Annotated in this window: 21 protein-coding genes, 2 tRNA genes and 1 pseudogene; 11 read left to right on the plus strand and 13 right to left on the minus strand. The window is 65.5% G+C overall.

Features of this window, described 5'->3' with window-relative positions; genetic code table 11:
- Positions 1-200: 200 nt before the first annotated feature.
- The 3 genes from IB255_RS02500 to IB255_RS02510 form a co-directional block, all read right to left on the minus strand.
- Complete coding sequence (locus IB255_RS02500; RefSeq protein ID WP_081520206.1) at positions 201-947, minus strand: FKBP-type peptidyl-prolyl cis-trans isomerase; 747 nt, start codon at positions 945-947, stop codon at positions 201-203.
- Positions 948-1,233: 286 nt separating this feature from the next.
- Positions 1,234-1,310 (minus strand) — tRNA-Asp (locus IB255_RS02505).
- A gap of 13 nt (positions 1,311-1,323) precedes the next feature.
- Positions 1,324-1,399: transfer RNA gene (locus IB255_RS02510), tRNA-Val, on the minus strand.
- A 177-nt stretch (positions 1,400-1,576) separates the two neighbouring features.
- Here IB255_RS02510 and rdgC point away from each other — a divergent pair.
- The 4 genes from rdgC (at position 1,577) to IB255_RS02530 (ending at position 4,390) form a co-directional block, all read left to right on the plus strand.
- Positions 1,577-2,497 (plus strand): recombination-associated protein RdgC, encoded by a 921-nt coding sequence (rdgC, locus tag IB255_RS02515; protein ID WP_017522054.1) that lies wholly within the window; start codon positions 1,577-1,579, stop codon positions 2,495-2,497.
- A 72-nt stretch (positions 2,498-2,569) separates the two neighbouring features.
- Complete coding sequence (locus IB255_RS02520; protein WP_081520205.1) at positions 2,570-3,526, plus strand: bile acid:sodium symporter family protein; 957 nt, start codon at positions 2,570-2,572, stop codon at positions 3,524-3,526.
- Between the two features lie 134 nt (positions 3,527-3,660).
- Entirely contained in the window at positions 3,661-3,975 is a 315-nt protein-coding gene (gene sugE, locus IB255_RS02525) for a quaternary ammonium compound efflux SMR transporter SugE (protein WP_017522056.1), read from the plus strand.
- A 205-nt stretch (positions 3,976-4,180) separates the two neighbouring features.
- The gene (locus tag IB255_RS02530; protein ID WP_045210321.1) at positions 4,181-4,390 is read left to right on the plus strand and encodes a cold-shock protein; all 210 of its coding nucleotides are present in this window, start codon (positions 4,181-4,183) and stop codon (positions 4,388-4,390) included.
- A 63-nt stretch (positions 4,391-4,453) separates the two neighbouring features.
- Here IB255_RS02530 and IB255_RS02535 read toward each other — a convergent pair whose 3' ends face one another.
- The 4 genes and pseudogenes from IB255_RS02535 to IB255_RS02550 all read right to left on the minus strand — a co-directional run bounded on the left by IB255_RS02535 (position 4,454) and on the right by IB255_RS02550 (position 10,536).
- A complete protein-coding gene (locus IB255_RS02535; protein ID WP_081520204.1) occupies positions 4,454-6,328 on the minus strand; it encodes an MFS transporter in 1,875 nt (624 codons plus the stop codon).
- A 167-nt stretch (positions 6,329-6,495) separates the two neighbouring features.
- Complete coding sequence (locus tag IB255_RS02540; RefSeq protein WP_081520203.1) at positions 6,496-8,667, minus strand: TonB-dependent receptor family protein; 2,172 nt, start codon at positions 8,665-8,667, stop codon at positions 6,496-6,498.
- A 205-nt stretch (positions 8,668-8,872) separates the two neighbouring features.
- Positions 8,873-9,730 (minus strand): helix-turn-helix transcriptional regulator, encoded by an 858-nt coding sequence (locus IB255_RS02545; RefSeq protein ID WP_081520202.1) that lies wholly within the window; start codon positions 9,728-9,730, stop codon positions 8,873-8,875.
- A 207-nt stretch (positions 9,731-9,937) separates the two neighbouring features.
- Positions 9,938-10,536, minus strand: a pseudogene (locus IB255_RS02550) (GNAT family N-acetyltransferase).
- 239 nt (positions 10,537-10,775) lie between these two features.
- Between IB255_RS02550 and IB255_RS02555 the strand changes: the two are divergent.
- Positions 10,776-14,252, plus strand: coding sequence for a PAS domain-containing hybrid sensor histidine kinase/response regulator (locus IB255_RS02555; RefSeq protein WP_081520200.1), 3,477 nt, complete (start codon positions 10,776-10,778; stop codon positions 14,250-14,252).
- Between the two features lie 83 nt (positions 14,253-14,335).
- Here the strand turns inward: IB255_RS02555 and IB255_RS02560 are convergent, their stop codons facing one another.
- Positions 14,336-14,794, minus strand: a complete 459-nt coding sequence (locus IB255_RS02560) for a DMT family transporter (RefSeq protein ID WP_081520199.1) — start codon at positions 14,792-14,794, stop codon at positions 14,336-14,338.
- Between the two features lie 82 nt (positions 14,795-14,876).
- Between IB255_RS02560 and IB255_RS02565 the strand changes: the two genes are divergently transcribed.
- Positions 14,877-15,791, plus strand: a complete 915-nt coding sequence (locus IB255_RS02565; RefSeq protein WP_192209867.1) for a LysR family transcriptional regulator — start codon at positions 14,877-14,879, stop codon at positions 15,789-15,791.
- Positions 15,792-15,795: 4 nt separating this feature from the next.
- On the opposite strand, the gene IB255_RS02570 is transcribed toward IB255_RS02565, so the two are convergent.
- Positions 15,796-16,494 carry a MerR family transcriptional regulator gene (locus IB255_RS02570; RefSeq protein ID WP_230986170.1) on the minus strand — a complete coding sequence of 233 codons (699 nt, stop codon included), beginning with the start codon at positions 16,492-16,494 and terminating at the stop codon, positions 15,796-15,798.
- Between the two features lie 392 nt (positions 16,495-16,886).
- Here IB255_RS02570 and IB255_RS02575 point away from each other — a divergent pair, with 392 nt between their 5' ends.
- The 4 genes from IB255_RS02575 (at position 16,887) to IB255_RS02590 (ending at position 21,874) form a co-directional block, all read left to right on the plus strand.
- Positions 16,887-17,771, plus strand: a complete 885-nt coding sequence (locus tag IB255_RS02575; RefSeq protein ID WP_192209773.1) for a M24 family metallopeptidase — start codon at positions 16,887-16,889, stop codon at positions 17,769-17,771.
- Positions 17,768-19,540, plus strand: a complete 1,773-nt coding sequence (locus IB255_RS02580; protein WP_192209774.1) for an SDR family oxidoreductase — start codon at positions 17,768-17,770, stop codon at positions 19,538-19,540. Before IB255_RS02575 ends, IB255_RS02580 begins: the two co-directional genes overlap by 4 nt.
- Positions 19,541-19,548: 8 nt before the next feature.
- A complete protein-coding gene (locus tag IB255_RS02585) occupies positions 19,549-20,439 on the plus strand; it encodes a metal-dependent hydrolase (RefSeq protein ID WP_192209775.1) in 891 nt (296 codons plus the stop codon).
- 88 nt (positions 20,440-20,527) lie between these two features.
- Positions 20,528-21,874, plus strand: a complete 1,347-nt coding sequence (locus IB255_RS02590; protein WP_192209776.1) for an NAD(P)/FAD-dependent oxidoreductase — start codon at positions 20,528-20,530, stop codon at positions 21,872-21,874.
- A 97-nt stretch (positions 21,875-21,971) separates the two neighbouring features.
- On the opposite strand, the gene rmuC is transcribed toward IB255_RS02590, so the two are convergent.
- The 4 genes from rmuC to IB255_RS02610 form a co-directional block, all read right to left on the minus strand.
- On the minus strand, positions 21,972-23,396 hold the full coding sequence (gene rmuC / locus IB255_RS02595) for a DNA recombination protein RmuC (RefSeq protein WP_192209869.1): 1,425 nt from the start codon (positions 23,394-23,396) through the stop codon (positions 21,972-21,974).
- Positions 23,397-23,906: 510 nt separating this feature from the next.
- Complete coding sequence (locus IB255_RS02600) at positions 23,907-24,116, minus strand: hypothetical protein (RefSeq protein ID WP_139791670.1); 210 nt, start codon at positions 24,114-24,116, stop codon at positions 23,907-23,909.
- A gap of 77 nt (positions 24,117-24,193) precedes the next feature.
- Positions 24,194-24,958: an RES family NAD+ phosphorylase gene (locus IB255_RS02605; protein WP_081520192.1), complete on the minus strand. Its 765-nt coding sequence runs from the start codon at positions 24,956-24,958 to the stop codon at positions 24,194-24,196.
- Positions 24,959-25,327: an antitoxin Xre/MbcA/ParS toxin-binding domain-containing protein gene (locus IB255_RS02610; protein WP_192209777.1), complete on the minus strand. Its 369-nt coding sequence runs from the start codon at positions 25,325-25,327 to the stop codon at positions 24,959-24,961.
- A gap of 264 nt (positions 25,328-25,591) precedes the next feature.
- On the opposite strand from IB255_RS02610, the gene IB255_RS02615 reads away from it, so the two are divergent.
- Entirely contained in the window at positions 25,592-26,041 is a 450-nt protein-coding gene (locus tag IB255_RS02615; protein ID WP_081520190.1) for an RcnB family protein, read from the plus strand.
- The last annotated feature ends 5 nt before the right edge of the window (positions 26,042-26,046 follow it).

Here is a 26,046-nt window from a genome sequence, read left to right on the forward strand (position 1 = left end):
TGCGGCTAAGCGATGGGCCCGCCAATGTCAAGGGGAGGACATTGTTTCATCTGCGTCAAATATGTGCATAAGGGTAACACCGGCCCCAAGGTTACTCCCTTTCAGACCCGGCGGTCAGCGCAGCGTTCCAGAGCGCTTCCAGCACAAATGAAAACGCCCCGTGGGTAACGGGGCGTTTTCTCTGGTACGAAGGTACTCAGTTACTGCTTGGGCGCTTCCGCGGCCGGGGCAGGAGCTTCGGCTTCAGGCTGGTTCGGGTCCTTGATGGCCAGCAGTTCCAGATCGAACACCAGGACCGAGTTGGCCGGGATGGTCGGGCTCGGGCTCTGGGCGCCGTAGGCCAGCTCGCTCGGGATGAAGAGCTTGATCTTCTCGCCGACGTGCATCAGTTGCAGGGCTTCGACCCAACCCGGAATCACGCCGCCAACCGGCAGGTCGATCGGGCTGCCACGCTGGATGGAGCTGTCGAAGACCGTACCATCGACCAGCTTGCCTTCGTAGTGAACGGTGACGACGTCGGTGGCCTTGGGCTGCGCGCCGTCGGCTTTCTTCACGACTTCGTACTGCAGACCGGACTTGGTGGTGACCACGCCCTCACGCTTGCCGTTTTCCTCGAGGAATTTCTTGCCGGCTTCCAGGGCCTCGGAATTCTTCTTGGCGACCTGCTCTTCAGCGCGCTTCTGCAGGGCGGTGAAGGCTTCGGTCAGCTCTTCGTCGGTCAGCTTCTGCTTCTGCTTGCCGACGGCGTCTTCGATACCCAGGGCGACGGCTTTCGAATCCAGGTCATTCATGCCTTCCTGGGCGAGGCTCTTGCCCATGTTCAGGCCGATGCCGTAGGAGGCTTTCTGCGCAGGAGTCTTGAGTTCCACTTCGGCGGCCTGTTTGTCGCAGCCCGCGAGAACCAGGCCGACCAGCGCGATCGCTGCCGCCAACCGATGTTGTTTCATGCTGAATCCTTGTCTTTGCGCCGTCATGGCTGAAGTAATGAAGCCGCGAGCTTATCAGGCGCTCGTGGCCAGTGGCTATGGGCAATAGGAACCACTACCGGGGGAGAAGTTCCCACAGCAAACTTATAAGAAAATTAACAGGATAAGTCAGACGGGCAGCACGGAATCGCTGTGATCGAAACGGGCAACTTTCGACGGGAAGCTTCGCAGGAAAGCCAATTGCAGATAAGAAAGGCAGGCAAAGAAAAAGCCCTCAGGTATTGCTACCTGAGGGCTTTTCGAATTGTGGCGCAGCGGACGGGACTCGAACCCGCGACCCCCGGCGTGACAGGCCGGTATTCTAACCGACTGAACTACCGCTGCGTCGGACCTCGAGTGGTGGGTGATGACGGGATCGAACCGCCGACCCTCTGCTTGTAAGGCAGATGCTCTCCCGGCTGAGCTAATCACCCTTCGTCTCGAAGTGGGGCGCATTCTACGGAGGACATTTGCACCTGACAAGCCCCCGGATGAAAAAAATTTTCAGATGTTCCAAAGGCTTAGATGAAGAGTGCGAATGACGAAACGGGGTTGGCCTGAACCGCGCCGAACGGAATAATGCACCCTTTGTGTCCAGGAGTTAGCCCCTCATGTGGTTCCGCAACCTGCTCGTATACCGCCTCACCCAGGATCTGCAGATCGACGCCGATGCCCTGGAGAAAGCCCTGGCCAGCAAGCCGGCGCGCTCCTGCGCCAGCCAGGAACTGACCACCTACGGTTTCTCCGCGCCTTTCGGCAAGGGCCCGGACGCCCCGCTGGTGCATGCCAGCGAGGGCTTCTTCCTGGTCAGCGCGCGCAAGGAAGAGCGCATCCTCCCCGGCAGCGTCGTGCGTGACGCGCTCAAGGAGAAGGTCGACGAGATCGAAGCTGCGCAGATGCGCAAGGTCTACAAGAAGGAACGCGACCAGCTCAAGGACGAGATCGTCCAGACCCTGCTGCCGCGCGCCTTCATCCGCCGTTCGGTGACCTTCGCCGCCATCGCCCCGAGCCTCGGCCTGATCCTGGTCGACACCTCCAGCGCGAAGAAGGCCGAAGACCTGCTGTCGACCCTGCGCGAAGCCCTGGGCTCGCTGCCGGTTCGCCCGCTGACCGTGAAGACCGCGCCGACCGCCACCCTGACCGACTGGGTGAAGACCCAGGAAGCCGCCGGCGACTTCTTCGTCCTCGATGAGTGCGAGCTGCGTGATACCCACGAAGACGGCGGTGTGGTGCGCTGCAAGCGCCAGGACCTGACCAGCGAGGAAATCCAGCTGCACCTGACCTCCGGCAAGCTGGTCACCCAGCTGTCCCTGGCCTGGTCGGACAAGCTGTCCTTCGTCCTCGACGACAAGGTCGCGATCAAGCGCTTGCGCTTCGAAGACATGCTGCAGGAGAAGGCTGAACAGGACGGGGGCGAAGATGCCCTCGGCCAGCTCGACGCCAGCTTCACCCTGATGATGCTGACCTTCGCCGAGTTCATCCCGGCACTGATCGAAGCACTCGGTGGCGAGGCGATGCCCGAAGGCATCTGATGCCCCGGCAGGCGCCGCGTCCGCGCGGCGCCTGACAACACAACAAGGCCCACATAAAAAGAAGGACGGCCCATGCGTGCTCTCATCCTGCTCAGCCGCTTCATGGGCAACACCTTCGCCCTCTGGGTGCTGCTCTTCGCCATCCTGGCGTTCTTCGTTCCCTCCCTGTTCACCCCGCTCACCGTCGCCATCGTGCCCATGCTCGGCGTGGTGATGTTCGGCATGGGCCTGACGCTCAAGGTCGAGGACTTCGCCGAAGTCGCCCGACATCCCTGGCGCGTCACCCTCGGGGTGATTGCCCATTTCGTCATCATGCCCGGCATGGCCTGGCTGCTCTGCCAGTTGATGCACCTGCCGCCGGAAATCGCCGTCGGCGTCATCCTGGTCGGCTGCTGCCCCAGCGGCACCGCGTCCAACGTGATGACCTGGCTGTCACGCGGTGACCTGGCGCTGTCGGTGGCCATCGCGGGCGTGACCACCCTCCTCGCCCCGCTGCTCACCCCGGCACTGATCTGGCTGCTGGCCTCGGCGTGGCTGCCGGTCTCCTTCGGCGCACTGTTCTGGTCGATCCTGCAGGTCGTCGTGGTGCCCATCGTCCTAGGCCTCGCTGCCCAGCGCCTGCTCGGCGCGCGGGTGCGTCACGTGGTGGACGTGCTACCGCTGATTTCGGTGATATCCATCGTGATCATCGTCGCCGCCGTGGTCGCCGCCAGCCAGGCGAAGATCGCCGAATCCGGCCTGCTGATCATGGCCGTGGTGATCCTGCACAATGGCTTCGGCTTCCTGCTCGGCTACTTCACCGCCAAGGTCTTCGGCCTGCCGCTGGCGCAGCGCAAGTCTCTGGCGCTGGAAGTCGGCATGCAGAACTCCGGCCTTGGCGCGGCCCTGGCCAGCGCACACTTCTCGCCGCTGGCGGCAGTGCCCAGCGCACTGTTCAGCGTCTGGCACAACATCTCCGGCGCGACGCTTTCCACCTGGTTCCGCCGCATGACCGACGAGCCATCGGTCCGGGAAAAAGCCCCGCAATAGGGCAGAAAACCGGCGCCGGCTTGCCCGGCGCACCGGTTTTGTGCAAAATACTGCACATTGTGAGGACGACCTCACCACCTTCCGGTGCTCCAGCGGGGACGGCCCTCCATACCATCCACCGTCTGGAGAGCTCCATGTCCTGGATCATTCTGTTCGTCGCCGGCCTGTTCGAAGTCGCCTGGGCCGTCGGATTGAAATACACCGAAGGTTTCACCCGTCCGATACCGACCGCTCTGACCGTGCTGGCGATCATCACCAGCATGGGGCTGCTTGGCCTGGCCATGAGAAATCTGCCGCTGGGCACCGCCTACGCCATCTGGACCGGCGTCGGCGCAGTGGGCACCGTCATCGTCGGCATCGTGCTGTTCGGCGAGTCCATGGCGCCGGTACGCCTGCTCAGCGTTGCGCTGATCCTGTGCGGACTGGTCGGCCTGAAATTGAGCCACTGACGCTGTATCGGTTCTCGATACCGGCGGGCTGTCGCTTTCCCGAAAATTTGTCGGTATGCTGCGGGCCACTGTGTTTGCTTGGGTCACTGTGGCTCGTGACCAGGCGGGGCCACGCCCCGCCAACCGGCTTCGACTGCACCTTGCAACTCAGGACGAGCGCGGACTTTTCCGCAAAACAATATTCAATTGTTCAAGGTGTATTTCCATGTCGAATCGTCAGACCGGCACCGTCAAGTGGTTCAATGACGCCAAGGGCTTCGGCTTCATCACTCCGGAAAGCGGCAACGATGTCTTCGTGCACTTCCGCTCCATCCAGGGCACCGGCTTCAAATCGCTGCAGGAAGGCCAGAAGGTCTCCTTCGTTGTGGTTGAAGGCCAGAAGGGCCTGCAGGCTGACGAAGTTCAGGTTATCTGAACCGCGACACGCCCATGAAAAAGCCCCGGCATTGCCGGGGCTTTTTCTTTGCGGCGAGAACGATCAGCGCGCCGCACCCCGCAGCACGGCGACCTGCTCCTGTAGCGCCAGCCGCTGGGCATCCTCCGGTGCCACCGGCTGGCCGGCCACCAGGCAGACCCGCGACCACAGGCGACGGAAGAAGCCCTTCTGCGGATCGCGGCTGAAGAAGCTGCCCCACAGCCCCTGCAGCGCCATCGGAATCACCGGCACCGGGGTCTCCTCGATGATGCGCTCCACGCCACCGCGGAACTCGTTCATCTCGCCGTCCAGGGTCAGCATGCCCTCGGGGAAGATGCACACCAACTCCCCTTCCCGCAGGTACTCGGCGACCTTGGCGAAAGCCTTCTCGTAAGTCTCGGCGTCTTCGTTACGCCCGGCGATGGGCACCGCGCCCGCGGTGCGGAAGATGAAGTTGAGCACCGGGATGCGGAAGATCTTGTAGTACATGACGAAGCGCACCGGGCGACGCACGGAACCGGCGATCAGCAGCGCATCGACGAAGGACACGTGATTGCACACCAGCACGGCCGGGCCTTCATCGGGGATGGCTTCGAGGTTGCGGTGGTCGACCCGGTACATCGAGTGGGTCAGCAGCCAGACCAGGAAGCGCATGGTGAACTCGGGAACGATCTTGAAGATGTACACGTTCACCGCGACGTTCATCAGCGAGAGCACGAGGAACAGTTCGGGGATCGACAGCTTCGCCACCGACAGCAGCAGGATCGAGACGATCGCCGCGACCACCATGAACAGCGCGTTGAGGATGTTGTTGGCGGCGATCACCCGTGCGCGCTTGTCCTCCTCGGTGCGTGCCTGGATCAGCGCGTACAGCGGCACGATGTAGAAGCCGCCGAAGATGCCGATGCCGAGGATATCCGCCAGCACCGCCCAGGACTGCGAATGCTCCAGCACCGCCAGCCAGTTGTAGGGCTGCTCGCCCTGCGGGAAGCCGCCCGAATGCCACCACAGCAGGATGCCGAAAAGGCTCAGGCCGATGGAGCCGAAGGGGACCAGGCCGATCTCCACCTTTTTGCCGGAGAGCTTTTCGCAAAGCATCGAGCCCAGCGCGATACCGACCGAGAACACGGTGAGGATCAGCGTCACCACGCTCTCGTCGCCGTGCAGCAACTCCTTGGCATAGGTCGGGATCTGCGTCAGGTAGACCGCGCCGAGGAACCAGAACCAGGAGTTGCCCACCAGCGAGCGCGACACCGCCGGGCGCTGGCGCAGGCCGAGCAGGAGGATGCTCCAGGACTGGCGGAAGATGTTCCAGTCGACCTTCAGGTCCGGCAGTGCGGCGGCCGCCCGGGGGATATTGCGGCTGGCAAGGAAACCGCAGACGGCGACCAGCACCACCGCTATGCCGACGCCGGCGGCGTAGTCCTGCCGCGACATCAGCACGCCGGCGCCGATGGTGCCGCAGAGGATGGCGAGGAAGGTACCCATTTCCACCAGAGCGTTGCCGCCGACCAGTTCGTCCTCGCGCAGGTGCTGCGGCAGGATCGAGTACTTCACCGGGCCGAACAGCGCCGAGTGGGTGCCCATGGCGAACAGCGCGAGGAACAGCAGCGGCAGGCTGCCGAACACGAAGCCCGCGGCGCCCACTGCCATGATCACGATCTCGGCCAGCTTCAGCGCGCGCATCAGCGCGTCCTTGTTGAACTTCTCGCCGAACTGTCCGCCCAGGGCGGAGAACAGGAAGAACGGCAGGATGAACAACAACGCGCAGAGGTTGACCAGCAGGTTGCGGTCACCGCCGACGGTGAGGTGGTAGAGGATCGCCAGGATCAGCGACTGCTTGAAGATGTTGTCGTTGAACGCACCCAGCAGCTGGGTGATGAAGAAGGGCAGGAATCGCTTGGTGCCCAGCAGGGCGAATTGCGAGTGTTGAGACATCGTCCTTGTATACCTGCGTAGCGGCCTTGAGCCGGAATGACAGCACGGATATGACGGCAACAGCGTGAAGAAAAGCCACATTTCCCGCACAAATCCATTCGAACCGTGCAAACCGGGCAAGAAAAAACCCGTCGCGAAGGACGGGCTTTTCAATTACCGGGATGACCTCAGAAGCCGACGCTGCCCTGCACGTAGAAGGTGCGCGGCTCGCCGAGGTAGATACCGGCATTGTTGTCGCTGGAGCGGGTGTAGTTCATCTGGTCGAAGAGGTTCTTCACCCCGGCGGCAACCTTCAGGTTCGACGCCTGAGGACCGAAGTCATAGCCCACGCGGGCATTCCACAGCACATAGCCGGGGATGTCGCCGTACTGGCCATCGGCGGTCGGCTCGGTGATGTAGTTGCCGGTGAAGCTGCCGTTGGCATTGGTGGTCGGGCCGGGCGCGCGCTGCTTCGACTGGGCGAAGCCGTCGAAGTTGTAGGTCCAGCGGTCATGCTCGTAGCGCAGGCCGATGGTCGCCACCTGGCGCGAATAGAGCGGCAGGTCGCGGCCCTTGAAGCCGGGGATCTCGCCTTCGTAGGTCGCGCGGGTGTAGGTCAGGGTGCCGTAGGCGGTCAGGCCGGCAAGTACCGGGTCGAGCGCGGCCATATCGTAGTGCGCAGAGGTCTCGATACCCTGGTGCTTGGTGGCGCCCAGGTTGGTCCAGCCCACGTCGTTGCTGATGTACTGCAGTTCGTCGTCGAAGTCGATGTAGAACAGCGTGACTTCGCCACCCCAGGTGCCGTTGTCGTAGCGGGTGCCCACTTCGTAGGTCTTCGCCTTCTCCGGCTGCAGGCCGCTGGCAGTGTCGTTGCCGCTGCCACCCTGGCCGAGCTGGAAGTACTGCAGGCTGCCGAAGGAGGTCTCGTAGTTGGCGAACAGCTTCCACTCGTCCGACAGGTGATACATCACCGCCAGCGCCGGCAGCGGCTCGTTGTAGTCCTTGCTGCGGTTCTTTTCCTGGACCGGCTTGCCCTTGTTGTCGATCACCGGGCGCTCGTGCCAGTCGGTGGAGATGCGCTCGAAGCGGATGCCCGGGGTGACGGTCCAGTTGCCCACGTCGATCTTGTCGTCGAGGTAGATGGCGTTCGCCTCGGTGCCGCCGGTGCGGTCCTGGTAGGTGTGGCCGTCGCCGCCGGGAGTCGGCAGCGTGGTCGGGATGTTGTTGATCAGCGCGACCTGGCTGGCGCGCTCGTGCATCGCTTCCTTCAGGTAGCGGTAGCCAATGCTCGCTTCCTGGGTGGTCGGGCCGACCATGAAGATCCTCGACACGCGCGGCTCGATACCGAAGGTGTGGTAGTCGCGCGGGTACGACGCCAGGGTCTTGAGGTCGCGGTTGGCGATGGTGCTGCCGCGGAAGCTGTCGCTGTAATAGGTCAGCACTTCCACTTGCGTGAGGTCGTCGATCTGCCGCTTGTACTTGAGCGAGACGTCCTTGCGGCGGCCGGTGAAGTTGTCGTAGTCGCGCACCGACTGGTACGGGTCCTTGTCGAACTGCGCCTGGGTCAGGCCGCCGGGCATGTCGGCGCTGCCATCGTAGTAGTGGAAGTTGGCGGAGAACTCGTCAGCGTCGGTGGGGGCCCAGTGGGTCTTGAACATCACGTCGTCGATATCGGTGGCGTCGTTGCTGTCGCGGTAGCCCGCGCCTTTCACGCCCGAGTACAGCAGTGCAGCGCCCATGCCGTTGTCGGCGGTGCCGCCGAGGAAGGCGTTGTAGAGCTTCTTCCAGCCGCCGTGGGAAGCGGTTTCCACGGTGCTGCCGACGTCGCCGGAGAATTCCTTGGGAATCGCGCGGGTGACGAAGTTGATCACCCCGCCGACGTTCTGCGGTCCGTAGCGCACGGAGCCGGCGCCACGCACGACGTCGACGCTGTCGAGGTTGCCCACCGACAGCGGGAACATCGACAACTGCGGCTGGCCGTAGGGCGCCACGGCGGCCGGGACGCCATCGATGAGCACGGTGGAGCGCGGCGACAGTCGCGAGGTCAGACCGCGCACGCCGACGTTGAGGGAGACATCGCTGCCGCCGGTGCCATTGTTGTCCTGCACCTGCACGCCGGGAATGCCGCGCAGCACGTCGCGCACGTTCTGTGCGCCTTCTTCGATCATCTGCTCGCGGCGCACCACGGTGCGCGCGCCGGGGTGGTTCTGTACCACCTGCTGGTCGGCCTCGCCGAGCCAGTCTCCGACCACAGTAACGGTCTCCAGCTCCTTGGTCTCTTCCTCGGCCTGCGCTGGCAGCAGCGGCGTGGCCAGGGCTACGGCGATCGCCAGGCGCGACCACGAACGAACGTGCGACATGCTTCCCCCTCCCCGGGTACTTCGTGAAGGGGCGGGAAATTAGAACTGATTGTAAATTTTGTAAATGCAAATGTATCGCAAATGACAAAATATTCCGGTTGACTCAGATTCTCTTTTCGGCATCTCGAACGACTGTTCATCAGCCACGGCAATAGGCCAGCAGCCCTTCGGTGACGGGCTCTGGCCAATAACGACGCCGGAAAAATCAGACGGGGCGGAAAGATCGCGCACAGGCCTGGCGGTATTCGCCGGGGCCGACGCCATAGGCCTGCTTGAACTGCCGGCTGAGGTGACTCTGGTCGGCGAAACCGAGCTGCATCGCCACATTCACCGGCATGCAGCCCTGCTTGAGCAGCGCCCTTGCCTGCTCCAGCCGGCGCTGCTTGAGCCAGGCATGTGGCGGCAGGCCGGTGGCCTTGCGAAACACGCGGGCGAAATGGAAAGGCGACAGCCCGACGGCAGCGGCCAGCTCTTCCAGCGACGGCGGCTCCATCAACCGCGAACCGAGCAGCTCGCGGGCGCGGGCCACAGCCACGGGCTCATTGCCCGCCGGCGGTGCCTCGGGAATCCGTGCGTGACGCTGGAACAGCAGCAGGAGCGCCTCGCGCCAGCAGGTCTGGCGCTGCAGTACGGTGGCATCGGAATCCACCAGGCGGTGGGCGGCGAACAGCGCCTGCACCAGTTCCGGGTCGAACACCACGCTGGCATCGAACGACGGCGTACCGCCTCCGCCCAGCTCCAGCTCCAGCTCCTCCAGCACGCCGGACACCTGCGCCAGCTCCGGGTAGAAGCCGCGGTAGCGCCAGCCGGCCTCGTCGGCCTTGGAACCGGTGTGCACCTCGTCGGGGTTGATCAACACCACGCTGCCGGCCGGGGCGAAGTGCTCGGCGCCGCGATGGTGAAAGCGCTGTGCGCCCTGCTCGATCATGACGAAGGCGAAGCCTTCATGGACGTGGGGCGAGAACACCTGCTCGATATAGCGCGCGTGCAGCAGCTCGACGCCACCCAGCTCCTGGGCGCGCCAGAAGCGGGTGCGTTCGCCACTCGCGTCGTGTTCTGCCATGCACTACTCCGCCCTGGAATGATCTAAACGCCGAGCCATTGCTGGCACCTCTGTGCCTGTGCTTGCCCTCACCCCAACCCTCTCCCAGGGGGAGAGGGGGCAATCCGTGCCGGCTGACATAGCGGTTTCATCCTGCGCCGATCGGTCCCCTCTCCCATGGGGAGAGGGTTAGGGTGAGGGGTTTTGAAGCCGCGAACAGAGTATCACTCAGCCGTTGAAACCAGCTTCCAGCGCGGCCTTCACCTGCGGCCATTCCTGGTCGGTGATGCTGTAGAGGATGGTGTCGTCCAGCCGCCCGCCGGCCAGGCGCCGGTGGTTGCGCAGCACTCCCTCGCGCACCGCGCCGAGCTTCTCGATGGCACGCTGGGAGCGCTCGTTGCTGGCGGCGGTCTTGAACTGCACGCGGACCATCTTCCAGCTGTCGAAGGCGTGGCGCAGCATCAGGTACTTCATGGTGGCGTTGAGGCCGCTGCCGTGCTGGGCCTGGTCCAGCCAGGTGGCGCCGATCTCGCAGGCCGGCAGCGCCGGGAGGAAGTCCATGAAGCGCGTGGTGCCGACGATCTGGTTGCCCAGCCGCACCACCAGCGGCAGCGCACGGCCCTCGCGCTGGTCGGCCAGGCCCTGGCGGTACCAGTCCGGGCGCCCCGGCGCGCTCATGAACTGCAGGACGTCGCGGTTCTGCTCCGCCAGCGTCACCAGGTCCGGCACGTCGGCCTCCACCATCGGCTCCAGGCGCAGGGCCCCGCGCTGCAAGGTGATGGGTAACGGTCTGAACATGGCGCCCTCCTCGAAACACGACGCGAAATCTTCGCTCACATCAGAGCGTAGCGGCCGGCTGAAGTGCCGCGCGCCGGATGGCGCTCGACGGACGGACCGCGAAAAGGCCGGCAAGCTACCAGCCCGGCGCTCCGCTCTCAAGTGTGAGGCGTGACACAGCGCCACTGAGACATTGGTAGCAGGTGTCTGACAGTTCCGGACTTTGATGCGAAACTGCTTCGATGCCACAGTGCTCCTGCGGGGGAGCCAGTTCACTTCCGGAGTCAGCATGTCGTTGTCCAGTGGGTTGATCGCAACGGTCGCCCTGCTCTACATGGCGGTCCTGTTCGCCATCGCGTTCTATGGCGACCGCCGTCGCGCCCCTCTTTCGCCGCGTGTCCGCGCCTGGGTCTACAGCCTGTCCCTGGCGGTCTACTGCACCAGCTGGACCTTCTTCGGCGCCGTCGGCCAGGCCGCCGACCAGTTGTGGTCCTTCCTGCCGATCTATGTCGGCCCCGTGCTGCTGATGCTCTTCGCACCCTGGGTGCTGCAGAAGATGATCATGATCAGCAAGCAGGAGAACATCACCTCCATCGCCGACTTCATTGCCGCGCGCTACGGCAAGTCGCAGGCGCTGGCGGTGGTGGTGGCGCTGATCTGCGTGGTCTGCGTGCTGCCCTACATCGCCCTGCAGCTCAAGGGCATCGTCCTCGGCGTCAACCTGCTGATCGGCGCCGGCCCCGACTCTACCGGCATCCGCGCCCAGGACACGGCGCTGATCGTGTCGCTGATCCTCGCGCTGTTCACCATCGTCTTCGGTACCCGCAACCTGGACGTCACCGAGCACCACCGCGGCATGGTGCTGGCGATCGCCTTCGAGTCGCTGGTCAAGCTCACCGCCTTCATCGCCGTCGGCATCTTCGTCACCTACGGCCTCTACGACGGCTTCGGCGACCTGGTCGACCAGGCCCGCGTCGCCCCGCAGCTCACCGAATACTGGAAGGAGACCGTGCACTGGCCGGCGATGCTGCTGCAGACCGGCGTGGCGATGACCGCCATCATGTGCCTGCCGCGCCAGTTCCACGTACTGGTGGTGGAGAACATCGAGCCGCGCGACCTCAACCTGGCGCGCTGGGTGTTCCCGATCTACCTGGTGCTGGCCGCGCTGTTCGTGGTGCCCATCGCCCTTGCCGGGCAGATGCACCTGCCCGCCGGCGTGATGCCCGACTCCTTCGTGATCAGCCTGCCGCTGGCCGAGGCGCATCCGGCGCTGGCCCTGCTGGCCTTCATCGGCGGCGCTTCGGCGGCCACCGGCATGGTCATCGTGGCCAGCGTGGCGCTGTCCACCATGGTCTCCAACGACATGCTGCTGCCCTGGCTGTTGCGCCGCAAAGGCGAAGCCGAGCAGCCGTTCGAGGTGTTCCGCCACTGGCTGCTGACCGTGCGCCGGGTGAGCATCGCGCTGATCCTCCTGCTGGCCTACGTCAGCTACCGCCTGCTGGGCTCCACCGCGAGCCTGGCCACCATCGGCCAGATCGCCTTCGCCGCCATCGCCCAGCTCGGCCCGGCGATGATCGGCGCGCTGTACTGGAAGCAGGCCAACCGCCGCGGCGTGTTCGCCGGCCTCGCCGCCGGCTCGCTGCTGTGGGCCTATACGCTGGTGCTGCCGGTAGTCGCCAAGGGTCTGGGCTGGCCGCTGCAGACATTCCCCGGCCTGGCATGGCTCGCCGGCCGCCCGTTCGGCCTGTCCATCGAGCCGCTGACCCTGGGCGTGCTGCTCTCGCTGATCGGCAACTTCGCGCTGTTCGGGCTGGTCTCGGTGTTCTCCCGCACCCGCGTCTCCGAGCACTGGCAGGCCAGCCGCTTCATCGGCCAGGAAATCTCCCAGAAACTCAGCTCGCGCTCGATGCTCGCGGTACAGCTGGAAGACCTGCTGATGCTCGCCGCCCGCTTCGTCGGCGAGGAACGCGCGCGACAGAGCTTCATCCGCTTCGCCTACCGCCAGGGCAAGGGCTTCACTCCCAGCCAGAACGCCAACGACGAGTGGATCGCCCACACCGAGCGCCTGCTCGCCGGCGTACTCGGCGCCTCCTCCGCGCGCGCCGTGGTGAAGGCCGCCATCGAAGGCCGCGAGATGCAGGTGGAGGACGTGGTGAAGATCGCCGACGAAGCCTCCGAGGTGCTGCAGTTCAACCGCGCGCTGCTGCAGGGCGCCATCGAGAACATCACCCAGGGCATCAGCGTGGTCGACCAGTCGCTGCGCCTGGTGGCCTGGAACCACCGCTACATCGAACTGTTCGAGTACCCGGACGGGCTGATCTACGTCGGCCGCCCGATCGCCGACATCATCCGCTACAACGCCGAGCGCAATCTCTGCGGGCCGGGTGATCCGGACCTGCACGTCGCCAAGCGCCTGTACTGGATGCGCCAGGGCACGCCGCATACCTCCGAGCGGCTATTCCCCAACGGCCGGGTGATCGAGCTGATCGGCAACCCCATGCCCGGCGGCGGCTTCGTCATGAGCTTCACCGACATCACCAACTACCGCGACGCCGAGCAGGGCCTGAAGGACGCCAACGAAGGCCTGGAGCAGCGCGTGCAGGAGCGCACCTTCGAACTGTCGCAGCTCAACCAGGCACTCACCGAGGCCAAGGGCACCGCCGAGGCGGCGAACCAGTCGAAGTCGCGCTTCCTCGCCGCCGTCAGCCACGACCTGATGCAGCCGCTGAACGCGGCGCGGCTGTTCTCCGCCGCCCTCGCCCACCAGGAAAAACTGCCCGAGGAGGCCACTGAACTGGTGCGCCACCTGGACTCGTCGCTGCGCTCGGCGGAGGACCTGATCACCGACCTGCTGGATATCTCGCGCCTTGAGGGCGGCCGTGTCAGCGCCGACGTCGCGGGCTTCCCGCTGAGCAACCTGTACGACACCCTGGGCGTGGAGTTCCGCGTGCTGGCCCAGGAGCACGGCATCGACTTCCATGTGCGCGGCAGCAAGCTGCGCGTGGAAAGCGATATCAAACTGCTGCGCCGCGTGCTGCAGAACTTCCTCACCAACGCCTTCCGCTACGCCAAGGGCCATGTGCTGCTCGGCGTGCGCCGCGAGGCCGGGCACCTGCGCCTGGAAGTCTGGGACCACGGCCCGGGCATCCCACCGGACAAGCTGCAGGTGATCTTCGAGGAGTTCAAACGCCTGGACAGCCACCAGACCCGCGCCGAAAAGGGCCTGGGCCTGGGCCTGGCGATCGCCGATCGACTGTGCAAGGTGCTCGGCCACCGTCTGGAAGTACGCTCCTGGCCGGGCAAGGGCAGCGTGTTCAGCGTCAGCGTGCCGCTGGCGCGCCAGCCGGCTCCGGCGCCGCTCAACGGCCACAAGGTGGAAACCCCGGAACAGCTCAACGGCGCGCAGGTGCTTTGCGTCGACAACGAAGACAGCATCCTCACCGGCATGAACAGCCTGCTGACCCGCTGGGGCTGCCGCGTGCTCACCGCACGTAGCCGCGAGGAATGTCAGGCGCTGCTGGAAGGCGATGCGCGCCCGCAACTGGCGCTGATCGACTACCACCTCGACGACGGCGAGCTGGGCACCGACCTCATGGCCTGGCTGCGCACCCGTCTGGGCGAGCCTGTGCCCGGCGTGGTGATCAGCGCGGACGCCCGTCCCGAACTGGTGGCGCAGATCCACGCAGCCGGTCTGGACTTCCTGCCCAAGCCGGTGAAACCGGCGGCGCTAAGGGCGTTGTTGAGTCGGCATTTGAGTTTGCGGTGATGGTCCTCAGCGCGGGCTTGGCACCCTCTCCTCCGCCCTCTCCCTTCAGGGAGAGGGGATTCCCGGCCAGCTCCGCACTCAACTCAAACCACCCTCCCCCGCCACTGCAGCAACACCACCCCGGCAATGATCAACCCGACGGCCAGCAAGCCCTCGACTGACAGCCGCCGCACCGGGAAACCGGCCCAGCCGAACTGGTCGCACAACGCCGACATCAGCATCTGCCCCGCCACCACGCAGGCCAGGAAAGTCGCCGCCCCCAGCTGCGGCGCCAGCATTACCGCAACCGTCAGGTAAGCCGCGCCGAACAGCCCACCCAGCCAGCCCCACCACGGCGTGGTAGCGATGCCAGCTGCCGGCGGCAACGGCACACGGAAGGCCAGCAGGGCGATGATCACCGCCGCCAGACTCACGCCCAGGGACGTCAGGCTGGCACTCAATGGATGCCCCAGCTGGCGACCGAGCAGGGAATTGCTGCCGGCCTGCAGGGCGACCAGCGCGCCCACACCAATGGCAGGCAGCAGAAGAAGCAATTTCGACATCGACTTTCCTCCGTTTCTTGTCGATGCCTTCAGCTTCTGCTATCCATCCCGCGCATGGAAATGAATGATCGGTACAGCACAGATGCACTCGATTCATGACTTGCGCCGCATCGACCTCAACCTGCTGGTGATCCTCGATGCGCTGCTGGACGAGCGCCACGTCTCCCGCGCGGCGGAGCGGCTGGCGATGACACAGCCGGCGGTGAGCCATGCGCTCAACCGCCTGCGCGACCTGCTCGACGACCCGTTGCTGGTGCGCGCCGGCAACCAGATGCAACTGACCCGCCGCGCCTTCGAACTGGCCGAGCCGCTGCGGGAAATCCTCGGCGGTGTGCGCCGGCTGGTGCTGGGCGACGATTTCGACCCGGCCAGCGCCGAGATGGAGTTGCGCCTGGGCATGTCCGACTACGGCGCCTGGGTAGTGCTACCGGCCCTGCTGCCGCTCCTGCGCCGCGAGGCGCCGGGCATTCACCTGGACGTAAGGCAGGCCTCGCGGGTGGGCATGGCCGAGCAGGTGGCGAGCGGCGAGCTGGATGTCGCGCTCGGGGTCTTCCCGATGCTGCCCGAAGGACTGCGGATGCAGCAGTTGTTCGAGGAACGCTTCGTCTGCCTGTGCTCGAGGGAAACCCTGGGCGAAAGACAGCGCCTGGACCTGGACGACTATCTCGCCGCCCCGCACCTGCGGGTCGCCCTGCAGCAGAGCCCGGCGGAAGAGATCGACAGTCACCTGGAAAAACTCGGCCGGCGCCGTCAGGTGGCCGCCACCGTACCGCACTTCAGCGTCGCGCCCAGCCTGTTGGCGGGCACCGACCTGGTGCTGACCATCGCCGCGCGGATGCTCCCGGATGATCTCGAAAACTGTGGCCTGGCGAGCTTCGAACCGCCGCTGAAACTGGCACCTTTCGACTTCGTGCAGATCTGGTCGGAGGCCAGCGAGGACGACCCGGCACGACGCTGGCTGCGCGGCAAACTGGCCGAGGTGACCCGCCGTACCTGAGCCGTTACTCCGGAGTTTCCAGCCGCCGGAGGATTTCCCCGACGCGCTCGCCGAGCATCTCGTTGGCCGAACGCTTCAGGCCGCGCGCCAGCTCCACCAGCACCACCTGTTCGGCCACCGGCCGCAGGCGCTGGAAGACTTCGGCAAGGCGCTCGAGGTCCGCTGCGCCGGGCAGCAGGTCGGCGCCTGGCTTGTCCACCAGATGGGTCACCACCAGCCGCACGATGCCGGCGGCCAGGTGTTCGGTGTCGGTGCGCAATACCGCCAGATGATCCAGCAGTGCCGCCAGCGGAATACCGGCGCGGTACAGCTCGACGCCAGCGTTAAACAGGCGCGGGCTGGGAATGCTGATGCGCTCGCCATCGAAGGCCAGCAAACCCTGCGCCAGCGCCTGGTCGATCACCGCGTCATCGAGCTCATCGCCGAAGAGTGCCTGCAAGTCGCTGAACTCGATGCTGCCGGGGGACTCCAGATTCCACGGGCCGACGATGGCTTCGTCGAGGCCGAGCACATGGTCCAGGTCGTGGCCATGCTCCCAGCTCTGCAGCAGCTCCTTGATGTTGGCGATGTTGTAGCCGCGCTCCAGCAGGCGGTTGATCAGCCGCAGCCGGCGCAGGTGGCTGGCGAAATACACCCCGGCGCGGCCGCGGCGCTCGGGCGGCGGCAGCAGGCCGCGATCCTGATACGCGCGCAGGTTGCGCACCGTGGTGCCGCCCTCGCGGGCGAGCTCATCCACCGTGTACTCGCGCTCGTCCTCCACCGTGGAGGGCGCATCGTCCGGGCGTTGCAGCAGGCGCTGCAGCAGATTCAGGGGTGTGCTCATGGCGCGGATGATAGTCACCGTTGCGCCCTCAGAACAATCGAAAGCACTAGTCCCAAAGTGATCCGCCGCACAGCCCGGCAGCCCAACCAAAGACGGGAACTGCACCCGCCGCAAATCCCCCGCCGCTCCACAACCCGCGCCGCCAGCGGCTCCGCGTCCCGGTAACACTCAAGGCCCGGCGCGCACGGCATGGCGCATCGACCGCCAATGGGTCAGCATCGATCGTGACATTGCTCAATGTCACGATAACAACAACCAGCCTGGAGAAAGTCATGTCCCAAGGCGCCTGGGTGCCCACCCCCGAAGACCTGCGGCACTTCCGCGAGACTCAGCAACTGGCCTACCGCTGCTGCGAAACCATTGCCGGCGAACTGCGTCCGGGCATCAGCGAGCGCGAGACCGCCGCCCTGATGAAGACCTGGCTGCTCGATCACGGCGTGCGCGACTGGTTCCACCAGCCCTTCGCCTGGTTCGGCCCGCGCACCTCGTTCAAGGGCTTCGACGGCCTGCGCCACCTGGGCGGCTTCAACCTGGCCTTCTACCCCGGCAAGCAGCGTCTGGAAGAAGGCATGCCCTTCATCCTCGACTGCGCGCCGACCCTGGGTGCCTACACCGCCGACGTCGGCTACTCCGGCGCGCTGGGCCACAACCTGCTGGTGGAGCGCCTGATGGACGACCTGCTGGCGCACCGCAACCTGATCGTCGAACAGGTCCGCCGGCGCCTGCCGCTGGCCGAAGTCAGCCAGTCGGTCGACCGCCTCTGCCAGCGCCAGGGCACCCTGCCGCGGCACAAGGCCTACCCCTTCGAAGTGCTGGCCCACCGCGTGGAAAAACTCGGCGCGCGGGACAGCGGCCCCTCGCTGGCGCGCTTCGGCGTGCGCAACATCGCCACGCTGATGAAGAACGCTCTGGTCACCGGCCGCCGCGAAGGCTGGTCACCGCTGTGGTCGAGCAACGACCGCTCGCAACACGCCCCGACACCCGGCCTCTGGGCGGTCGAGCCACACCTGGGGCTGCGCGGCGTGGGCGCCAAGTTCGAGGAGCTGCTGGTGGTCACCGCAGACGACGCCTACTGGCTGGACGACGACCTGCCCCACGTGCGCCGCTGGATCGCCCGCGGCCTGATCAGCGCCCCGGCGCGGCGGGAGGTGGCATGAACGCGATGCTGGAAAAGGCACTGCCGACGCCGGAGCGCCTCGACGTGCAATCGGGCAACGTACGCCTGGCCGTGTGGCGCTGGGGAGAACCGCACCTGCCGATGGTGCTGTTCGTCCACGGCTATCCGGACAACCATGAAGTCTGGCTGCCGCTGATCCGTCGCCTGTCCGGGCGCTACCAACTGGTTGCCTACGATGTGCGCGGCGCAGGCGAATCGGACAAGCCGCGCAAGACCCGCGACTACCGCCTGGAACTGCTCAGCCAGGACCTCAAGGCCGTGCTCGATGCGGTCAGCCCGCAGCGCGCGGTGCACCTGGTGGCCCATGACTGGGGCTCGATTCAGACCTGGGAGAGCGTCACCGATCCGCAGCTGCGCGCGCGCATCGCCTCCTACACCAGCGTCTCCGGCCCCTGCCTGGACCACGTCGGCTTCTGGATGCGCGATCGCCTGCGCCGCAAGACACCGCGCGCGCTGTTGCAGATGGCCAGCCAGCTGCTGCACTCCTGGTACATCTACTACTTCCATCTGCCGTTGCTGCCGTCGCTGTCGTGGCGCTTCGGCGCGGCGAAGGCCTGGCCGCAGTACCTGCGCAAGGTCGAGGGCATCCGCAACCCCGCACGCAACCCGCACCAGGCCAGCGACGGCGAGCATGGCGTGAAGCTCTACCGGGCCAACTTCATCACCTCGATCTTCAAGCCGCGCAAGCGCCATACCGAGGTGCCGGTGCAACTCATCGTGCCAACGCGCGACCGCTATGTCGGCCAGCAACTGTTCCAACAACTCTCGCTGTGGGCGCCACGCCTGTGGCGCCGTGACGTCACCGCCGGACACTGGCAACTGCTCGCCGACCCGACCCGACTGGGCAGCTGGATCGACGAATTCGTCAGCCACATCGAAGGCGGCGAAGCCACGCCGGAACTGCAGCGCGCCGCACTGAAACCCGGTGCCGGCCCGTTCGCCGGCAAGCTGGTGGTGGTCACCGGCGCGGGCGGCGGCATCGGGCGGTCGACCCTGCTGAGCTTCGCCGAACGCGGCGCCAGCGTACTGGCTGCGGACATCGACCCGGCCGCCGCCGAGCGCAGCGCCGAACTGGCCCGCGCGGTGGGGGCCAGCGCCTACAGCTACTGCGTGGACGTGGGCGACAGCGCCGCCATGGAACGCTTCGCGCAGTGGGTGAAGAGCAGCCTCGGCGTGCCCGACGTGGTGGTCAGCAACGCCGGCATCGGCATGGCCGGGCCGATGCTCAAGACCACCCCGGAGGAATGGGAGCGCCTGCTGCGCATCAACCTGTGGAGTGTGATCGACGGCTGTCGGCTGTTCGGCAAGCAGATGGTCGAGAGCGGCAAGCCAGGGCACCTGGTCAACGTCGCTTCCGGTGTGGCTTTCGCGCCGTCACGCAATTACCCGGCCTACGCCACCAGCAAGGCGGCGGTACTGATGCTCAGTGAGTGCCTGCGCGCCGAGCTGGCGGGCAATGGCATCGGCGTCAGCACGGCGTGCCCGGGCTTCGTCGATACCGGCATCGTCCAGGCCACGCGCTTCGCCGGACTGGATGACGAACAACAGGCGAAACACCGCGCGAAGGTACAGCGCTTCTACCGTCGGCGCCGGCTCAGCCCGGACACCGTCGGCGAACGTATCACCCGCGCGGTGGAACGCAACCAGCCGGTGGTGAAGGTTGGCAGCGAAGTGCATCTGGGCGCCCTGCAATGGCGCTTCATGCCCTGGCTGTCGCGCCTGTTCGCCCGCCTCAACCTGACTGCCTGAGAATCCCCATGAACAACCCTCATCACAAGCTGGTGCAACGCAAGGTGCAGTTCGACTACAGCGACTCGCCCCTGCACTGGATTCCCGGCGAGCCCGAGGCTTCGCACGTGGTCAATGTCATCCACATGATGTTGCCGGCCGGCGAGCTGTGGTTCTGCCGGCTGTACAACAAGGCCCTGCCCTTCGTGAAGGAAGGCCGTCTGCGCGACGACGTGCAGGGTTTCATCCGCCAGGAGGCGATGCATGCCCGCGCCCACAATGGCGCGCTGGAGCGCTACCTGAGCCACCACGGCATCGACTCGACGCGGTATATCAAGGTCATGGACTACCTGTTCGAACAGTTGCTCAGCGACACGCCGCTGGGACTTACCCTGTTCAATCGCACGGCCTGGCTCAAGCGCTGGTGGATCGGCCAGCGCTGCGCCATCGTCGCGGCGGTGGAGCACTTCACCTGCGTGCTGGGCAAATGGATCCTGGAGGCCGACGCGCTGGACCGCGCCAAGGCCGACCCGGTACTGCTCGACCTGTTCCGCTGGCACGGCGCCGAAGAGGTGGAGCACCGCAACGTCGCCCACGACCTGCACGTGCACCTGGGCGGCACCTTCATAAGCCGCCAGCTGTGGATGTTCGTGGTCTGGCCGCTGATCATCTACCTGTTCGCCTTCGGTACCCGCACCCTGTCGCGACAGGACCCGAGCATCACCCGGCCACGCTCCTTTGCGGCGATCTGGCGCGACGGTTCGAAGTCCGGCGTGCTGCCGAAGATCAGCTCGGTGGCCACCAGCTTCCTGCGCTACTTCAAGCCCTGGTACCACCCCGACCACGAGGCCAATACCCAGGAAGCGCTGGACTACCTGGCCCGCTCGCCGGCTGCCAGCCGGGCCGCGCGCGCTTCGTAACACCTGCCGGCGCGCCCGCGCAGTGGATGCGCGGCGCGCGCCGATCGCATACTGCGGCATCCGTTACTCGATTCAGGGATGCCGCCGTATGCCGATGGGAACCTACCCGCTTCACCCCGCCCTGTCCTCCCGCTTGGAGCGCCTGCCGGAGCAGGTGGACGTGGTCATCGCCGGCAGCGGCATCATGGGTTGCGCCACTGCCTGGCAGCTCGCCGGCCTTGGCCTGAGCGTACTGGTGCTGGACAAGGCCGGCCTCGCCAGCCAGCAGTCCACCCGCGCCTGGGGCTTTGTCCGCCAGCAGGCGCGCGACCCGGCGGAAGTGCCGCTGATGATGGCCGCCATTCCGCTGTGGGAGCGTCTTGAAGAGGAGCTGCAACTACCGCTGGAATGGCGTCAGGGCGGCTGCCTGTACCTCGCTGAAACACCGGAGCAACAGCACAAGTACGAGGACTGGCTGAAGGTCGCCGCCAACTTCGGGCTCGGCACCCGCCTGCTGGGTCGCGCAGAAGTCGCTCAACTGATGCCGGCGCTGAGCGACCCTGCGCTTGGCGCCCTCTACACCGCCAATGACGGCCAGGCCGAGCCGCGCCGCGTCGCTCCAGGTTATGCACTGCGTGCTATGGAGCGCGGCGCCGTATTCGTCGAAGGCTGCGGCGTCACCGGTATCGACCGCGCCGCCGGCGCCATCTGCGGCGTGCAGACCGAGCGTGGCTATGTGAAAACCCGGCAACTGCTGGTCTGCGCCGGTGCCAGCAGTTGGCGCCTGGTCCAGAGCCTCGGGCTGACATTGCCGCAACAGGCCGTGCGCTGCACCGTCTCGCGCACCAGCCCCGGGCCGGATGTCGGCGCGCAGAGCTTCATCGGCCACGGCATCGGCTTCCGTCAGCGCGCCGACGGCAGCCTCAACCTCGCCGACGAAACCCAGGCCGACATCGACCTGAATCTCGACTATTTGCGCGGTGCCAGGCATTACCTGCCGCACCTGCCGGAACACCGCACGGGCTTCTCCTTCAAGCTCAACGGCGCACTGTTCCACGATCTGTGCCAGCGCCTGCCCGGCTCGGAAAGAAGCGTGAACGGCCCGGTCCTCGGCGAGCGTGATCCGCAGGTGAAGGCGAATACCGCGCGCGTCTTCCAGGCACAGAAAAATCTCGCCAGAGCATTCCCGGCGCTGCGCGATGTGAAGGTGGTGGAAAGCTGGGCAGGCCTGATCGATGTGCTGCCCGACGGCATCCCGGTGCTCGACGCCCCGCCGGAAGTGCCTGGCCTGCTGATCGCTACCGGGTTCTGCGGCCACGGCTTCGCCATGGGGCCCATCGTCGGGCAGCTGATGAGCCAGTGGACTCACAAGGGCGAACCAGGGATGGACCTTCATGCGTTCAGGCTACGGCGCTTCGCCGATGGGACGGCCGGCAAGCCCTACTCACTGTTCTGAAGGTGCGTACCTGTAGGAGCGCGCCATGCGCGCGATCGCGGGCGTGGCCCGCTCCTACAAGGAAATTCAGGTGTTCAGGCGATAACGCAGACCCGCGTTACTCGCCCTCTTCCACCAGCGGCGCATCATCGCTCAGTGCCCGCTCCAGCCAATCCGTCGGCAGGTTCTTGCTGGCCCGCGCACCCAGCAGTTTCACCTGCTCGGCACGGCTGATCAGGTTGCCACGCCCCTCGCAGAGCTTGTTGCGCGCCGCCGCGTAGGTCTTGTCCAGCTGCTGCAGGCGAGTGCCCATCTCGTCGAGGTCCTGCACGAAGAGCACGAACTTGTCGTACAGCGCGCCGGCACGCTCGGCGATCTCGCGGGCGTTCTGGTTCTGCCGCTCCTGGCGCCACAGGCTGTCGATCACCCGCAGCGTCGCCAGCAGGGTGGTCGGGCTGACGATCACGATGTTGCGCTCGAAGGCTTCCTGGAACAGGTTCGGTTCGGCCTGCAGCGCCGCCGAGAAGGCCGCTTCGATGGGCATGAACAGCAGCACGAAGTCGAGGCTGTGCAGGCCTTCGAGGCGGCGGTAATCCTTGTCGGACAGGCCCTTCACATGGCTGCGCAAAGACAGCACATGGGCCTTCAGCGCCTGCTGGCGGATCACCTCGTCATCAGCGGCGATGAACTGCTGGTAGGCGGTCAGGCTCACCTTGGCGTCCACCACCACCTGCTTGTCGCCAGGCAGGCGGATCAGCACGTCGGGCTGGAAGCGCTCGCCATCCGGCGCGCGCAGGCTGACCTGGGTTTCGTACTCGCGGCCCTTCTCCAGGCCGGCATGCTCCAGCACCCGCTCGAGCACCAGTTCGCCCCAGTTGCCCTGGGTCTTCTGGCCCTTCAACGCGCGGGTCAGGTTGGTGGCTTCCTCGCCCAGGCGCAGGTTCAACTGCTGCAGGCGCTCCAGTTCCCTGGTCAGCGAGAAGCGCTCACGAGCCTCGGCCTGGTAGCTCTCTTCCACGCGCTTCTCGAAGGACTGGATGCGCTCCTTAAGCGGGTCGAGCAGTTGCCCGAGGCGCTGCTGGCTGGACTCGGCAAAGCGCTGCTCGCGCTCGTCGAAGATCTTCCCGGCCAGCTCGGCGAATTGCGCACGCAGGTCATCCTTCGCCGCTTGCAGGTCGCCCAGGCGCTGCTGGTGATTCTCCTGCTGCTCGCGCAGCTCGGCCGAGAGCGCTGCATGCTCGGCAGAGAGTCGACGCAGCTCGACTTCCTTGTCGGCACGCTCGGCCTGCCAGTCCTGCTCGGCGTTACCCAGGCGCGCGCGCTCGTCCTTGCCCAGTTCGACCTCACGACGCAATGCCGCTGCCTCGGCGGAGAGTTCACCATGCCGGCCGCTCAAGCGCTGGAAGGCCTCGCGATCCGCCTCGGCCTGGGCGGACAGCCCGTCCTGTGCCAGTTGCGCGGTGGCCAGGCGCTCGCGCAGAAGGGTTGCCTCCTGCTCCACCTCCACCCTGCGCGCCTGCAGACGCCAGGCAAGCGCCGCCATGGGCAGCAATCCGGCGAGCGCACCGAGCAACAGGGCGGAAAGATCGAGGGGCATGCAGAACTCCGGGTGTGGCAATGGATCGCGCCAGTCTAACAGTCACCCGCGCGATGAGCCCTCGTCCGCTGTAAAGGCCCTGGAACAAGGCTCCTGAGCAAGCGCTCGGGACAATCCACAGAAGCTGTGGATAACTCAGTGGAGAACTTGCTTAAAACTGCCCATACCCCCAGTGAACTGGGGCCGTGTGACAGATTGGTGATTTTTTCACCAATAGAAATTTCCTTTATTTTTCAACAAGTTAAAAAACGCAAGGAAATTCACGAGGTGGCCAACTGCAATGTTTCGGGGACTTGACAGAGTGCGTCAGCATTGTGCACAAGTGCGCGCCACGCAGCAGCCGACCGCCCCGTTTCAGGGCAGTGGATAAGAAGTATTCTCAGGCAGACAGTGCATTCAACACAGGCGACGCGCGCGCCGGAAGCTCCGTCTTCCGACGCCGTTACCCGGAGAATTTCATGCGATCTGAACCTGGCGGCGCGGCAGTCGCTGCGGCCGGACGATGCGGGGTGGTTCGGGAAGCTGAATCGACTGCCGCTCGGCGGCGCTGACCCGCGCATAAATGCGCTCGGCAGCACTGCGGCTATTGCAGTCGTAGAAGAACTGGTTGAGGTACACGCGCCAGCGACGATCGTCGCTGGGATGGACGGCTATCCGTATATCCATGGTCTGGCGCTCCCTGCTTGGCCATCCCGAAACATACACCGCTCACCATGACACGACAGTGGCAAAACGATGAACGGTCAGGCCGGATGCGGCAGCCTGCCATCCACCAGATACTGCTCGCGCCGGTAGAGTCGCGGGCTGTCGGGCACCTGCGCATGCTTGAAGGCGACGTACTCGGAAGTCGTCTCGCACAGCCACGGCATCAGATTGCGCGGACGCTTCTCGGTAAACGCTGCGGGAACGAACAACGCCACATTGATACCGCCCTGCGGACAACGCGCCGAGCGATACTCGAACGCTTCCACACCCGCATCGCGCATGGCGCTACCCAACCCTTGGGTGACGCTGTAATCCTGCGGATCGAGCAGCGCCTCGTGCTCACGGAACGGCGGCAGGTGAAGGCGCACGCCTTTCTGCACCTGGAAACGCGCCTCGAACGAAGCATGCTCGGAAAGGATTCGCCCACTGGGCGGCGGCGTCGCCATCCCTTCCCAGAGCACGAAGCGGTAGAACGCCGACTCCGCCATGGCCGTTTCCAGCTTGAGCGCGCCATAGAACAGGCTCGGCTCATGCCGCCGGCCGAAGCGCGAGCCCCAGCGTAGCGGTGGATAGCGGAACGGCGTCTTCAATAGATAGTGCAGCGACTCGGCGGGCGGTGGCATGCGGGGCTTGCTGGTCTCCAGCAACTCCTCGAGCAACGCCTGCTCCTCCAGGGTGTCCACCAGTTGCAAAGTCGCCACCTGGCCCTGGCTTTCCACCAGACGCACCAGGCGCCCACGAATGGGGGCGATGACCGAATCCTCATGCTTCGCCCAGAGACGGGCACCGGCTGCGAAGGACATTCAGACCTTGCCCCGGATGGCGTCCAGGTATTCGACCACTGCGACCAGGCCCTGCACCTGCTCCATCAACGCCAACGGCACACCACCCAGGTGGCGGTTCTCGGTGCGCAGGAAGTGGCGCATGTCTTCATGGTTGCCGCCGAACAGCGCGAACAGCGCGCGGTAGATGCGCACCAGCAGCAGCGCCAGTTCGCCGGTCTTGCTGTCCACGCGCAGGCCGTTCTGCTTCCAGCGACTCACCGCGCTGCGGTCCACGCCGACGATGGCAGCCAGTTCCTGCTGGGTCATTGCCAGGTGTTCACGGGCAGTCAGCACAGCCTTCGCTAGGACGGCATCGGCAGCCGGGTTTTCCATCAGCAGAGCGCTCATGGCGGGACTCCATCCAGTGCATTTACTGCAAACATATCATCAAATGCTGAATACGCACAAAGGTAAAAGGACGCAGCCACCTCCTGGCGACTCATGCCCGGCTTTGTATCCACAAGCTGACAAACTGGAAAAACTCTTTACCAGACATTTACTTAGCCTTGGCACTCATTGACGCAGCACTGCGGTCAGATGAAATACCCGGATCGTCCGGGACGATGAAAGCAGAAATACGCACCGCCGTTGCGGTTGCGCCAGGAGAACACCATGAAGAAGTCCGTCGCCCTGCTCTGTGCTGCCCTGATGCTTGGCAGCCCGCTGGCCAGTTTCGCCCAGCCCGGCCCCGGTCCGGACAATGGCCCGAACAACGGCCAGGACCGGCAGGACAACCGCGGGCCGCAACAGCAGCACCAGCAGCCGCAGCGCGCGCCACAGGGCGGCTACAACCAGCAGGCACGCCCCGGCCAGAACAACGCCCATGGCTATCGCAACCCGGACTACCGTCCGCAGGCCGGCATGCCGGTGCCCCACCGCGACTGGCGCCGCGGCGTGGTCGTGGAGCCGAGCTATCGCGGCGACCGCTACTGGGTTACCGACTGGCACGCCCGTCACCTGTACGCACCGCCACGCGACCATCGCTGGCTGTACGTCAACGGCGACTACATCCTGGTCGCCATCGCCAGCGGCGTGATCGTCAACATCCTCAGCGGTTACTGATTCAC

It is taken from the genome of Pseudomonas sp. PDM22, assembly GCF_014851965.1.
In the GTDB taxonomy this organism is placed as follows: Bacteria; Pseudomonadota; Gammaproteobacteria; order Pseudomonadales; family Pseudomonadaceae; genus Pseudomonas.

Excerpts from the sequence above, each read along its gene's own strand:
- IB255_RS02565 (WP_192209867.1), top strand. The coding sequence starts at position 14,877 with ATGCACTCGATTCATGACTTGCGCCGCATCGACCTCAACCTGCTGGTG.
- IB255_RS02555 (WP_081520200.1), top strand. The coding sequence starts at position 10,776 with ATGTCGTTGTCCAGTGGGTTGATCGCAACGGTCGCCCTGCTCTACATG.
- IB255_RS02605 (WP_081520192.1), bottom strand. The coding sequence starts at position 24,958 with ATGTCCTTCGCAGCCGGTGCCCGTCTCTGGGCGAAGCATGAGGATTCG.
- IB255_RS02585 (WP_192209775.1), top strand. The coding sequence starts at position 19,549 with ATGAACAACCCTCATCACAAGCTGGTGCAACGCAAGGTGCAGTTCGAC.
- IB255_RS02500 (WP_081520206.1), bottom strand. The coding sequence starts at position 947 with ATGAAACAACATCGGTTGGCGGCAGCGATCGCGCTGGTCGGCCTGGTT.
- IB255_RS02535 (WP_081520204.1), bottom strand. The coding sequence starts at position 6,328 with ATGTCTCAACACTCGCAATTCGCCCTGCTGGGCACCAAGCGATTCCTG.
- IB255_RS02530 (WP_045210321.1), top strand. The coding sequence starts at position 4,181 with ATGTCGAATCGTCAGACCGGCACCGTCAAGTGGTTCAATGACGCCAAG.
- IB255_RS02545 (WP_081520202.1), bottom strand. The coding sequence starts at position 9,730 with ATGGCAGAACACGACGCGAGTGGCGAACGCACCCGCTTCTGGCGCGCC.
- IB255_RS02580 (WP_192209774.1), top strand. The coding sequence starts at position 17,768 with ATGAACGCGATGCTGGAAAAGGCACTGCCGACGCCGGAGCGCCTCGAC.
- IB255_RS02615 (WP_081520190.1), top strand. The coding sequence starts at position 25,592 with ATGAAGAAGTCCGTCGCCCTGCTCTGTGCTGCCCTGATGCTTGGCAGC.
- rdgC (WP_017522054.1), top strand. The coding sequence starts at position 1,577 with ATGTGGTTCCGCAACCTGCTCGTATACCGCCTCACCCAGGATCTGCAG.
- IB255_RS02610 (WP_192209777.1), bottom strand. The coding sequence starts at position 25,327 with ATGAGCGCTCTGCTGATGGAAAACCCGGCTGCCGATGCCGTCCTAGCG.
- IB255_RS02560 (WP_081520199.1), bottom strand. The coding sequence starts at position 14,794 with ATGTCGAAATTGCTTCTTCTGCTGCCTGCCATTGGTGTGGGCGCGCTG.
- IB255_RS02600 (WP_139791670.1), bottom strand. The coding sequence starts at position 24,116 with ATGGATATACGGATAGCCGTCCATCCCAGCGACGATCGTCGCTGGCGC.
- IB255_RS02590 (WP_192209776.1), top strand. The coding sequence starts at position 20,528 with ATGCCGATGGGAACCTACCCGCTTCACCCCGCCCTGTCCTCCCGCTTG.
- sugE (WP_017522056.1), top strand. The coding sequence starts at position 3,661 with ATGTCCTGGATCATTCTGTTCGTCGCCGGCCTGTTCGAAGTCGCCTGG.
- IB255_RS02575 (WP_192209773.1), top strand. The coding sequence starts at position 16,887 with ATGTCCCAAGGCGCCTGGGTGCCCACCCCCGAAGACCTGCGGCACTTC.
- IB255_RS02540 (WP_081520203.1), bottom strand. The coding sequence starts at position 8,667 with ATGTCGCACGTTCGTTCGTGGTCGCGCCTGGCGATCGCCGTAGCCCTG.
- IB255_RS02520 (WP_081520205.1), top strand. The coding sequence starts at position 2,570 with ATGCGTGCTCTCATCCTGCTCAGCCGCTTCATGGGCAACACCTTCGCC.
- rmuC (WP_192209869.1), bottom strand. The coding sequence starts at position 23,396 with ATGGCGGCGCTTGCCTGGCGTCTGCAGGCGCGCAGGGTGGAGGTGGAG.